Origin of the sequence: Streptomyces sp. NPDC050549 (assembly GCF_040655035.1) — a bacterium.
In the GTDB taxonomy this organism is placed as follows: Bacteria; Actinomycetota; Actinomycetes; order Streptomycetales; family Streptomycetaceae; genus Streptomyces.
The window spans coordinates 1-12,165 of the sequence record NZ_JBFAJD010000082.1 but is presented as its reverse complement, the minus strand read 5'-3'; the positions used below and the strand labels follow the sequence as shown (position 1 = coordinate 12,165).

The following is a 12,165-nucleotide window of genomic DNA, read 5'->3' as shown; positions in this document are numbered from 1 at the left end:
TCGCCGTCGTTCGTACCGGCGTTGGTGTGCAGGTTGTAGAAGTCGACGTAGACGCCCTCGGAGAGGCGCTCGCGCATGAACGTGAAGCCCTTGGGTGTGAGGCAGTCACCCGAGTCGACCTGGCAGGAGTTCCAGTGGACCCGCTCGAAGTCGTCCTCGTCGTAGGGGATCTTCGAGAGGGTGTTGAGTCCGCTGCCGATGCCTGCGCCGCCGCTGGTGGGGGTGCGGTAGGCGTGTGCGGTGTCGGCAGCGTAGAGGTAGGCGTGGTAGTTGAAGTCCTCCTCGACGTGGACGATGTCGTAGGGAGCGATCCGCTGGCCGATCGCCGTGGTGCTGGTGTCGCGGGGTGTCGAGGCGCTGGAGAGGCTCTCGGGCAGGCCCGCGACGTTGTAGGTCAGGGTGCTGAAGGACCCGGAAGCCGGGTCTGCGGCCGACGCGGACGGTGCGGCTGCGGTGAGCCCGCCGAGGGTGGCTGCTGCCGCCGCGAGGCAGGCGAGGAGTCTGCGCATGGAGGGGGTGTCTCCTGGGGAGGGAAAGCGGTTACGGTGGGAACATCGCAGAAGTTACCGCCGGTTACCTGGGTCTTGTCGAGGGTTCGGGCGTGCTTTCAAAGGAATCGCCTGCCATGCATGGGTGGTTCGAGACCCGGCCATTGGCGATTCGTGACAACTGCGGCGCTATGTACGGGAGGTGGGCGCCCGCCTCGTTGCTGAAGCCTGAAGTGTCCATCGCTGTCGGTCCGACGCGTCACGGCTCGCCACGACCGCCTCTGTGGACCGGTCGCCGTCGCCAGGCGCCACCGCGAGGTCCTGGCGCTCGCGCAGTAGGAGTTGCCCCCGCCGCGTGATGGTGTACGACACTTCGCCGGAGTGCACGACGCACTGTGAGAGTTGGATCCTTCGGGTCCGAGGGTCGGCGGTCAGGCAGAGAGCGGGGTCGGCTTGGCTGCGCAGCAGGCCGTCGAATTCGTATGACCACTGTTCGGAATCGGTGGACGAACACGCCGTCAGGTGAATGCTCGCGCCCGCCGTGATCGGGCCGTCGACGGTCAGGCAGCGTCCGGTGGCGAGGCTGCGCAGCCTGCCTTGGGTCTGGCTTTCGGTGCCGGGATCGCGCGGTGGGGCGGAGGGGTCGGATGCGGTGCCGGCTGACGCGGTGGGGCTGGGTTCGGGGCTGGGGGAACTGTTGGCGGGGACGCCCCAGGTCGCCGTGGCCGGGCCGGGTGCACCGCTGTCGACCGGCCAGTTGTGGGCGGTCAGGACGGTTGCCAGCAGGGCGAGGGAGGCGAGGGCCCCGGCTGCGGCTGCGCAATGCCCCTTCTCGGGCACGTTGCGGTGCCGGCCGCCCGTGGGCGGACCTGTCGGCTCCCGTTCCGGTGCGACTGACCATTCTCCGGGGTCGCCCCGGCCGGGCCGCGTAGCCAGATAGCGGCGGCCTTCCCCGCCGAGCAGCGCCTCGGCGAGCAGAAGCCCCAGCCCGCCTTCGAAAAGCTCGAGTTGGTCGGCGGCGGCTCGGCAGTAGGAGCACACCGCCAGATGCTGTTGGACGTCGGGGAGCAGGGGGCCGCCGCGCCGAATGGGTACGTCGATAAGGCGGCTGTAGAAGCGGCACTCCGCAGACGGCGCGAATTGCATATGGGCGTGCACCAGGCCCGCCCTGAATTGTTGGCGAGCCTGCTCCGCGGCCGCTCTCGCGACGACCGATTCCATACCGAGCAGAGCGGCAGGTATCTCTATGGGTTCCGCCTCGACTTCGGTATGCCACAGAAGGCACTGGGCGAAACCGGACAGTGCCACGAAGGCGCGTTCGGCGAGTTTTCGGGGCGCCGGGGCTTCCGATGTGGTCGCGTCTGGACCACGGCTGCCGATTGGTTTGCGTAGTTCTGGTATGGCTGTGCATATTCTGTCGTCTGCGGCCCAGGCATGGACTGTCTCGCGCACCGACATCAGCAGCAGCGGGCGTAGGGCTGCGCCGGTTGTGCTGTTCGCGAGTCGGCCCAGTGTTCGCTGAAATGCGCTGATGGCGATGTACTGGGCGGCGGGGCTCGCCGACGCCAGGCAGAGGAGTGCGTAGTCGCGGACGGACGGCCAGTGGCGGGTCAGCAGCAGGGCCGTCGCATGGTGCCGCTCGTGGTCCTCGCCGCCCAGCTGGGCCGTGAGGTCCGGATCGGGCTCCCCCGGGGGCGGTCCGGGACGGGGTGGGTAAGGCGGGCGTGGGGGGTAAGGGACCTGCACGGAATCCTTTCCTTTCCCATTGCAGGACGGCATGCGAAATGACGTTCCGTCGGAAAGTGGCGAGTGATTGGTGCGTACCTTGAGGATCGCCTTTTCGCCTGGTCGCGGGCCGTGGCTGTCCTAAGGGAGGCTCACCTTCGCATGCGCGAGTTATCTGCGACAAGCGCTTTCGCTGACCAGTTTTCAAAACTTCACACCAGGAGAGGGTTACCGGCGGTAGCCGCACTTGCATTCGAAGGATTTCTTGAATGCGAAGGTGAATCGCCCTGAAAGTGAACTGTGAAGTGCTTGAAGATTTGAGTTGCCAGCAGGCGTGGCGGCCTTCGGTGTCATTTCTCTGGCAATTGCCGCAGCGGGCCGGGTCCTGCCCGGCGGCCTTGCGGCGGGCTGTCGGGGCATGTCCGAACCGAAGACCAAGGAGCAGCGGCGCAGCGCGAGTGTCTCGGACGGTGAACTGTGTGCCCTGCCCGTGCGTCTGATGGCCGGGGGCGTCGTGACGGGAGTTGGTAGTCGTTCCACAGCGATCGGCTGGGTCGGTAGGGAAGGCGTCCTCGTCCGACGGCCGCGTCCATGAGGGCCTACCAGCCGCCACCGGCTTTGTCCTTGAGGACCGTGGGGCTCTCGACCAGTTGGTGCGGATGCGTGGCGCTGTTCGAACCAGCGCACGAGTTCGTTGGACTCCCGCACCTCCATGTACTGGCTCCCGAACGGCATCTCGTAGCCCAGCCTTTGCCGCCGGTCTTCAAGTCGGCAGCGACGAGGTGAAGTTGTCGCCCCCGGGGGAGCGGACGAGGGAGGGATTGCGTACGCCCCGCCAGGGCCTGTCCGGCGGATCCTGTCGCGGACGCGGGGTGTCGCCTCCTTCCTCCGCCCTGCAGCCGCATGCACCACACCTCGCTCACCGGAGCTGGTCAGGCACCGTCACTTTCCTGCGACCTGATCCGCCGGACAGGCCCTGGCCGAGAGTGGAGTGGAGCACCGGTTTGTTGTCGTTCGGGCCGACCCGATGCAGGAGTGTTGCGGCGGGAGGCGGCGAACTGTACCTGCTCGCCGTCGGTGTGGCATGCGCCCGTGAAGTCGGCGCAGAGGTAACCCTCCGTCGGCCTGCGTTCATGGTGGGGGTGGACGGTGCCGTCGAAGGGGCGTTTGGCCAGGTGGTGATCGAGCCGGACGGTGGCCGTCAGGGTGACATGGGATGGGTGGTCGACCTCGCCGGTCGCGGTGATGGTCCGGAGATTGTCGGGCTTCCACCTCGCGCCGGCATCGTGCGGGCACGTGGCGGGGAGGGCGAGGTGGCCACGTACGTCGTCGGCGTTTCAGGCGGTCAACGTGGCGGTGGGCTCGGTGAGTTCAGGCCCGGCAAGTGGTGGTGGCGCGGCCTGCCGGGCAGTGCGGCGCAGGCCGCCGCTGCGACGGTGGGCTGCCACAGCTGGTGTCTGGTCAGACGCTGTGGCCGGCGGTGCCCAGAGGACAGGAAGGACATGGACGGCTCCTCCTTTTCCCCACGGGGGAGCTGACCCTGGCCGCGTGCGACCAGTCAATCGGACGTCGTTCGTAGTGCCGGAAGGACGATGAGAGGCGAGTGACCTCACTGTCGATGCCCGTCCTCCTGCGGAACTTTCGTGGGTCACTTCCCGTAGCCGGTGATCTGGGCGATCCACTTGATGAAGTCGTCCGGGTCCTCGTTGGCGCCGTGTCCGCCGTCCCAGTACATGAGGGCGTTGACGTGGTCGCCGAGGTTCTCCAGACTCGCCGCGAGGTTGCCGACGACCGTGAGCGAAGTGGCGGTGTCGCTGGTGCCGACACGGATCCACCAGTTCTTCGAACGGGCCGCGTTCTTCTGGCCGATGAAGTGCATCGGATTCATCAACGTGATCGTCTCGGGCAGGTCGCTGTCCAGCCGCGCACTGGCCTTCCCGGTCGCGTGGCGCATGCTGTAGAGCGTGAAATGCCGGGCGTTGGTGGACTCGTCACCGAACTCGATGTTCTCCGCGGCCGAACTGTCGAAGGCGTCGAACGCCGGCACGCCCTTGCTCCGGCCCACGTGCGCGATGAAGCCGTCCCAGGTGAAGGTCGCGTTGCCGCCCGACCAGGTGATCCAGGACTGATCCTTCAGATAGGCGGTGCGCTTGGAGTCCGACAGAGCTTTCAGATAGGTAGTGGCGGCGGGCTCCAGGTAGGTCTTCAACAGGTACTCGTCGTAGTTGCGGGCGGTGAGGGCGCCGAAGCCGCTCTCACCGATGAGCTTGAGTGATGCCTGATAGTCCGCGAACTGGGACGTGAGCGCCTTGGAGACGGTCTGGTCGACGGTCTTGCCGCCCATTTTCGCGCCGCTGTACATCCACTCGTAGGCCATGTCGGCGTGGTCGAGGTCCGTGATCGGGCACCAGTCGGCGCTCGCGAAGATCGCGTCGCTGGCGTCGGCCGCGCCGATCTCCTTGAGATGCGCGTCGTAGAGAGGGCTGTCGCCGGAGGCGCCCAGCAGTGCGGACATGGCGCCGCCGGCGCTCGTGCCGGAGGAGACGATCCAGTCCGTGTTGCCCGGGATGCTGCCCTTGTTGTGGCGGATGTAGCGCACCGCGGCCTTCAGGTCGACGATCACGGCCGGCGCCTTGCCGTAGTACTTGCCGTCCTTCTCGTTGTCACGGCCGCGGGCGCCGGGCTGGACGACGACATAACCGGCCGCGAGGGCGAGATCGCCGTTACCGACCGTCTGGCCGCCGCCCGTCATGCCGCCGGGCTGGGTACCTCCGGTCGGAGCGCCGCCTGCCGCACCGCTGGGCATGGCACCACCGGGAGCCGACCCTCCACTCGGCGCGACCCCGCTTGGCATGGCACCGCCGCCACCCTGGGCACCGCTGGGGGTGGCGCCGGCGCCGGGGGCCGTGCCACCCCCGCCCACGCCGCTGCCGCCCGTCACGGACGAGGACATGTAACCGGCGATGGCGTTGTCGAGGAGGATCGGGGCGCCGGAGGCGTCGATCTCCCTGTGCCCGATCTTCACGGGAACCATGACGTTGAGACTCTGGTACTTCTCGTCCACCGGTTTGGCGACGTACGTGATCGCCTCCCAGAGGCGGTAGGTGACCTTCTTGTCGCCGTCCGCGGTGGACACGGTCTTGGTCTTCGTTTTGTAGGCGTCCTTGTCGAACGTGAGAGAGACGTTCTTGCTGCTCGAACCGTCGCTGTTCGAACAACCGGAGAGCAGCGGAAGGGCCGAGGCCGCGGCCGTGCCGAGCGTCGCCGTCCTGAGAACCGTTCTGCGCTTCATCGTCTGCCTCTCTCTGGCCGTGGGGGTCGGCAGGCGTGAAGCTAGGCGCTGGGCAACATCATCGTCAACGATCTCGTTGACTCTCACAGAGGGTACGTAGTTTTCGCATAGGAACTCTTCAGCGCCGACTCGACGACCGGCGCGCCGCGTAACTCAGAAGATCGAAATCCCGGCACGAGAGGGCGACCTGCGTGCCGTCCCGCCACACCTCGCGGGTCGCCGGATCCAGCATCACGCCCCGATGCGCACCAGCCGACAGTCGAGGGAGCGCCCGCGCCGCGGCAGTACATGGACGCGGGCGACCAGCTCCTCCAGCTCGAAGGGCTTGGTGGCGTAGTGGTCGGGCCCATCGTCAGCCGTGCACTTTGGCTTCGGTCCGGTCGTGGGCGGTGAGGAGGAGGACCCAGAGCGTCGACGCCGGCGGCGCGGTGGATGCCGAAGCCGGCACCGTCCGGGCGGATCACCTTCAGGACGATCAGGGCGGGGTGTCGGGCGACGCCGACCGGGACCGGGTCCTCGCCGCGATCCGCCACGTACACGAACAGGACGTAACGACAGGACATGTGAACGGGCCGGGGTGCCGCAACGACCTCGGCAAGGGAAGCGGAAGTCGGGGCAATGCCCTCAGGAAGGGGTGCGTTCCGCTTTCGTCGTGCCGGAGCCGACGGGCCCTATTCTCAGCACCGTACCGGTGACGTCTGTGAGGGCTTCGACCTTGACCCGCCCCCGTCCGCCTGGTGCCTTCGCCGTCACTCGGTACTCCGCCGGACGGGCGTCGCCGATCTCCACCTCCACCACCGCGCGGGAGTTGGGCGGCACCGTCACCCGGGTCGTGTGGGAGCCGTCCGATCGGTGCACGGCGACCTGGACCGGGCCGCGCACGGACGGCACCGTTCCCGCCACGTCGGTCAGGGTTCCGGTTCTGGGGCGGATCAGGAACTCCGCCGCGCCGGGGGTGGTGACGCGGACGCCGAGTACATGCCGGGGGATCACGTTGGCCGGAGCCGAGGCCCAGGCGTGGGAGAACGTCATGTTGGACTTCAGCGAGGGATCCCAGGCCTCGGTGACGATGGTGGCTTTGAGTGTGTCGAGCATGTGCAGCCACGAGTTGGTGGCCGTGGACGTGAGCAGCCCGAGCGCGGCGTCGGCGCGACCGAGCCGGAAGAGGGCGTCCAGGAGGAACTGCGCCCCGTACACGCTCATCCGCATACCGCCTGCGGCAAGGGTGTCCCCGAGCCGGCCGAGCAGGTCGTCGTCCAGGGCGTCCGCGACACCGAGCGCGACCGGGAAGGCGGTGGCGTGCTGAGCGCTGTGCGTGGTGCCCTCGCCGTCGAGGAACCGGCCGGCCGAGCTGTCGAGCAGGGTGGCGCGCATGGCCGTGGCGAGGGTGTCGGCCCGGGAGCGCAGGGACGCCGCGTCGTCGTTCCTGCCGAGCGCCGCGGCGCTCTTGGACAGGGCGTCGAAGGCCGCGTACTGGAAGGCGTTGACGACGGCGTTGACGTTGGTGAAGACGTATCCGTCGCGGCTGGCGGTCGGCCAGTCGACGAGGTCGCCCAGGTCCTGGCTGGTGGTGCCGGGCGCCTTGCTGACCAGGCCCCGGGAGTCGAGGTAGGTGGTGAGGTTCTTGGCGGCGAGCAGGTCGTAGTCCTTGGCGAGCTGCCGGTCGTCGCCGGTGGCGAGGTAGTCCTCCCAGGCGGACAGCGCGCACATCAGCCGGTACTCGGTGGGCCAGGTGCCCTTGCGGACCAGGTAGTCGTTGGACCAGCGGGCCAGGGCGTAGGAGCGCTGGACGCCGTACTCGGAGAGCTGGTTGATCAGCGCGTCGCCCTCGTAGGGGCCGCGTTCGCGGGTCGGGGTGTCGGTGTAGAGGTCGCCGCGGGTGGCTTCGATGGAGTACCGGCACAGCTCCCAGACCCGGTCGAGGTCCGGGTCGGAGCTGTGGAAGGACGCGTGCGACTCGTCCCAGTCGAGCTTCCGGGCACGGCCCGTCACGACGGCGTCGGACAGGTCGAGCGTCGTGCGCAGTTCCGCCCAGCGGAAGCCGCGGTAGCCCCAGTGCTCGAAGCTCTGCTTCCCGTCGCGCAGGGTCCACACCTCGCGGTACGTGTTGGTGGCACGCAGCTGGTACCTGACGGTGCCGTCGGCGTTCAGTTCCTCGCCGAGCCGCACCTCGACGGTGTCGCCCGCGCTGCCGGTGACCTCCAGGGACAGCCCCCCGACGATCTCCCGGCCGAGGTCGACCAGCCAGCGGCCGTCGGCGACCTCGGTGACCGAGACGGGGGCGACGTCGTGCAGCCGCGGCGGTTCGATCGGGGCCGGGACGAGGCCGCTGATCGCGGCGCGGACGACGGGCGTGTGCCAGGCGCTGTCGTCGAAGCCGGGCAGGGTCCAGCCGACGGGTTCCTGGCGCAGGTCCCAGTACTCCTGCGGGATCGTGTAGTAGCTGCTGCCCGCGCTGCCCTTGGCGGGCAGCAGGCCGGCCTGACGGCGTGCCTGCCAGTGGTCTCCCGAGGCGACGGTGGTCCGGCTGCCGTCGGTGTACGTGATCTCCAGCTGGGCCAGGAACTTCTGCTCCGAGGTGGTCCAGCACAGCGCGGCGAGCGCGTTCGGCCCACCGTCGCCCCGCAGGGTCGAGGTGACGTCGAAGGCCTGGTATGCGGTTCCGGTGCCGGAGCGCACGGAGGCCTGCCCGACCACGGTGCCGTTGCTCCACACCTTGGCCACGTACTGCCGGGCGGGGTCGGCCGAGGTGGCGGCGACGTAGAGGACGGCGGCGGCCGTCTCCTTGCCCGTGGCCGTGGTGTACTCGTGCCGCAGCAGCGCCCAGGTGTCGTCGGCCCCGTAGGAGGAGAGCGACGAGGCGCCGGTGGGGAGGGTGAGCGCGCCGCCGGAGACGGTGCCGGCGGAGAAGGTGCCCTTGTCGGAGGCGAAGTCGTCGTCGAGGAGCACGGTTCCGTCGGCGGCGGTGAACGTCACCCGGTCGTAGATCTGTGACTCGGTGAGGCCGTTGCGCAGGCCGATGTTGCCGGAGGAGTAACGGCTGTCGGTGGTGGTGTCGACGGTGGTGCCGCCGACCGTGGTGGTGAAGGTGGTGCCCGTCATGGTGACCGTGACGTCGAGCCACTCGCCGGTGGTGACGGCGAACGGCAGCCGGACCTCGCCGAGGACGGTGTACGTGCCGTTCACGCAGACGTGTTTGCGCAGGACGCCGGGAGTGCCGGCGCGCAGCTGCCACAGGTAGTTGTCGGAGGTGCTCGAGGCGCGGAACCACAGGCCGGCCGCCATGGCGGTGATCTGCAGGCGGACGGCGAGTGTCCCGTCGGTCATGACCGGCCCGGCGGGCACCCAGATCGGCTCGGCCTCCCACGCGTCCTCGACCGAGGTGGCGAGCAGGGCGGGTGCCGACCAGGCGGAACAGTTCTCGCCCCAGCTGGCCACCCGCCACCAGTAGGCGGTACGTGGCTGGAGGGGCGGCCCGTCGTACGGCACGGCGACGGAGTCGGCAGATCTCTGTTTCCCCGAGTCCCAGACGAGCCGCCTGTCCTCGAAACCGCCTGGAGCGGCGGCCAGTTGCAGCCGATAGGCCCGCTGGAGGGTACCGGCGCCGAAGTCGGGCACCTGCCAGCTGAACCGGGGGCGCTGCCCGGCGCTCGTGCCGAGGGCCTGGGGAAGCAGGTCGGCCAGCGTGCCGGTCGGCGCGGGTGGCCTGCCGGGGGCCGTGCTGACACTTTCGGCCGCGAGCGCCCGGGGTCCGGTCAGCACGACCGAGGCGGCCGAGGCGCCACCGAGCTGCAGAAGTCTTCGACGCGATAGGTCCCAGGACATGACGCACCTCAACTGGTGAAAGGTTTCAATGCGATTGCCCGGAGGTTAGGGTTCCGCGTCCACGTGGTCAATCCCTGTGTCGAGAATTGATCAGGCTCAACAGTGAATCGATTTAACCGGTGCGAGGTCTTGGGCGGCTGGCCTGCGGACACAGTTTTCTACACTTGTAGCTTAGGGAACAAGTGTGTATTTTCGCTGCGTGGACATGGATCACCCGCAGGAAGCCCCTGCTCAGGACCGCAGAGTCCAGCGCTCCCGTGCGGCCCTCATGACGGCAGCCGTGCGCCTGGTGACCGAACGAGGCACCACCGCCGTCCCCGTCACGGACCTCGCCGACGCGGCGGACGTCACCCGGAAACTGCTGTACCTGCACTTCGGTGACCGGGACGCGCTGCTCGTCGCGGCCGCGGCCGATCTCGTGGAGCGGGAGCTGGTGGCCCAGGCGGCTCGGGCGGCGAAGGACCTGCACGCTCAGGTGCTTGTGGCGGCCGCACACTTCGCCGAGCACCAGGCGTTCTACCGCCCGATGCTGACGGGGTCCTGCGCGTTCGCCATGGCCCGGACGCTCAACGGTGTGTTCGGCTCCTTGAACCGGGCGACCGTGCGGGACCTCTTCGGTGCACTGGACGAGGCCACCGTCAACGACGTGGCGACGTTCTTCGCGGGCGGCGCGAGCGCGGTCGTCTACGACTGGCTGATCGACGGTGCGGACCCCCTCGTCCCCGGCGAGCTGGCGGACCGCCTTCTGCGCCTCGCGTCGGTCATCACCCCCCACCAGCCCTAGAACACGGCACGGAGCCCCCCATGAACATCGGCAGCCGTCTCACCCAGCGCATACAACAACTGCCGCCGCCCACCACCAGAGACCTCCGCGTCGAGCGCGGCCTGAAGGTACCGATGCGGGACGGAGTCTTCCTGCTCGCGGACCACTGGTACCCGAGGACCGGCAGCACCGGTCTGCCCACCGCCCTGATCCGTGTCCCCTACGGCCGTACCGGCGCGACCGCCTCGCAGATGGCCAGGCCGCTGGCAGAACGAGGCTTCCAGGTGCTGGTACAGAGCACCCGCGGGACCTTCGGCTCCGGCGGCACGTTCGACCCGTTCCGCTGCGAGCGGGCGGACGGTCTGGACACGCTGGAGTGGGTCGTCGAACAGCCCTGGTTCGGCACGTCGATGATCCTCGTCGGCGGCAGTTACCTCGGCGGTGTGCAATGGGCGGTCGCCGACGTGGTGCCGCCCCAGGTCAAGGCCGTGATCCCGGCAGTCTCCGAGTCCGCCCTGACACTGGATTTCCTCCGCGAGGACGCCTTCGGTCTGGAACTGCCCTTCTACTGGGGGGTGCAGGTCGCCCGGCAGGAACGCCGACTCTCCATGGTCCGTCTGCTCCTCACCGAGCGGAAGATAGGGCGAGCCATGAACACGCTGCCGCTCGAACAGGCCGACAAGGTCGTCCTCGGCCGGCACAGCACGTACATCCAGCACATGCTCGCCCACGGCCGGGACGACCCGTTCTGGGCGCCCGCCGACCACCGTGAGCGCGTCGCGGACATCACCGTCCCGGTCAGCACCGTCGCCGGCTGGCACGACATCTTCCTGCCCGGCCAGCTCCGCGACTTCCGGGTGCTGCAGGACGCCGGGCGTCCCGCGCGTCTCACGGTCGGCCCCTGGCCGCACCTGTCCATCGAGGTCGGCGCCGCGGCGAACCGTGAGGCCCTCGACTTCGGCCTGGCACACGCCCGGGACGAGAAACCGTCCGAACGTACCCCGGTACGGCTGTACGTGATGGGCGAGGACGCGTGGCGCGACTTCCCCGCCTGGCCGCCCCCGGAATACGCACCCCAGCGCTTCCATCTCCACCCCGACGGCCTGCTCGCCATCGCTCCGCCGCCTGCGGACTCGGCCCCGGACAACTACCGCTACGACCCCCGCGACCCCACTCCGGCCGTCGGCGGCGTACGCATGTGGTTCACCGTCAAACCGGGCACTGTCGACAACAGGAAGCTGGAGGCGCGGCCGGACATCCTCACGTACACCACCTCCGCGCTGGCACAGGACGTCGAGATCATCGGCGAGGTGAGTGCCGAGATCTTCTTCCGATCGTCCCTGCCGTACGCCGACGTCTTCGTCCGGCTGTGCGACGTGGACGAGAAGGGCCGCTCGCTCAACGTCTGCGACGGCCTGGTCAGTCTCACCGACGCGGACGAAGGGGCCTGCGCGCGGGTGGAGCTGTGGCCGACGGCGTACCGCTTCAAGCGCGGTCACCGGATTCGTGTCCAGGTCTCCAGCGGTGCCTTCCCGCGCTACAACCGCAACCCGGGCACCGGCGAGCCCCGCGCCAAGGCCACCGTCCTGCGCGCCGCCGACCAGCAGGTCCACCACGACCAGGACCGTCCCTCCGCCATCGTCCTCCCCGTGCGGCAGGCGCCCTGAGGCAGTTGTGCGGCGTCCTGCCGGGGGTCACATCGTGGCGCGCAGGTGGCTGACGGTGACGAAGTGGTAGCCGCGGGCGCTGAGGGTGCGCAGGATCTCGGGGACGGCTGCGACCGAGGTGGGGTGGATGTCGTGCATGAGGACGACGTCGTTGCGCTGCACCTTGTCGATGACGGTCTGGGCGACCTTGGAGGCGTCGGGGTACTTCCAGTCCTCGGTGTCCAGGGTCCACAGCACGGGGGAGAGGGTGGTTGCGGCGCGGACGGTGCTGTTGACGGCTCCGTAGGGCGGGCGGAAGAGGGTGGGGGCTTTGCCGGTGGCGGCCTTGATCGCGGCGCTGGTGCGGTTGAGCTGGTAGGCGACCTGCTCGGCGGTGAGCTTGGTGAGGTCGGGGTGGTTCCAGGA

Annotated in this window: 6 protein-coding genes and 3 pseudogenes; 2 read left to right on the top strand and 7 right to left on the bottom strand. The window is 68.9% G+C overall.

Translation table 11 applies throughout. The annotated features are described in order from the left end of the window. From AB0I51_RS47480 to AB0I51_RS47455, 6 genes and pseudogenes are all read right to left on the bottom strand, one after another. Positions 1 to 509: pseudogene (locus AB0I51_RS47480) on the bottom strand (endonuclease); the annotation flags it as partial. Between the two features lie 168 nt (positions 510 to 677). Then, entirely contained in the window at positions 678 to 1,946 is a 1,269-nt protein-coding gene (locus tag AB0I51_RS47475; RefSeq protein ID WP_362985606.1) for an RICIN domain-containing protein, read from the bottom strand. 1,199 nt (positions 1,947 to 3,145) lie between these two features. Beyond that, a pseudogene (locus tag AB0I51_RS47470) lies at positions 3,146 to 3,535 on the bottom strand (immunoglobulin-like domain-containing protein); the annotation flags it as partial. Between the two features lie 326 nt (positions 3,536 to 3,861). Then, positions 3,862 to 5,505, bottom strand: a complete 1,644-nt coding sequence (locus AB0I51_RS47465; RefSeq protein ID WP_362985604.1) for a subtype B tannase — start codon at positions 5,503 to 5,505, stop codon at positions 3,862 to 3,864. A gap of 270 nt (positions 5,506 to 5,775) precedes the next feature. Then, positions 5,776 to 5,869 (bottom strand): annotated as a pseudogene (locus tag AB0I51_RS47460) (DNA-binding response regulator); the annotation flags it as partial. Between the two features lie 260 nt (positions 5,870 to 6,129). Next, positions 6,130 to 9,330 carry a family 78 glycoside hydrolase catalytic domain gene (locus AB0I51_RS47455; RefSeq protein ID WP_362985602.1) on the bottom strand — a complete coding sequence of 1,067 codons (3,201 nt, stop codon included), beginning with the start codon at positions 9,328 to 9,330 and terminating at the stop codon, positions 6,130 to 6,132. A gap of 205 nt (positions 9,331 to 9,535) precedes the next feature. On the opposite strand from AB0I51_RS47455, the gene AB0I51_RS47450 reads away from it, so the two are divergent. Then, positions 9,536 to 10,114 carry a TetR family transcriptional regulator gene (locus AB0I51_RS47450; protein WP_362985608.1) on the top strand — a complete coding sequence of 193 codons (579 nt, stop codon included), beginning with the start codon at positions 9,536 to 9,538 and terminating at the stop codon, positions 10,112 to 10,114. A 20-nt stretch (positions 10,115 to 10,134) separates the two neighbouring features. Then, a complete protein-coding gene (locus AB0I51_RS47445) occupies positions 10,135 to 11,760 on the top strand; it encodes a CocE/NonD family hydrolase (RefSeq protein WP_362985601.1) in 1,626 nt (541 codons plus the stop codon). A 27-nt stretch (positions 11,761 to 11,787) separates the two neighbouring features. Here AB0I51_RS47445 and AB0I51_RS47440 read toward each other — a convergent pair. Further along, the coding region (locus AB0I51_RS47440) for a polysaccharide deacetylase family protein (RefSeq protein WP_362985599.1) at positions 11,788 to 12,165 on the bottom strand (378 nt) is incomplete at its 5' end.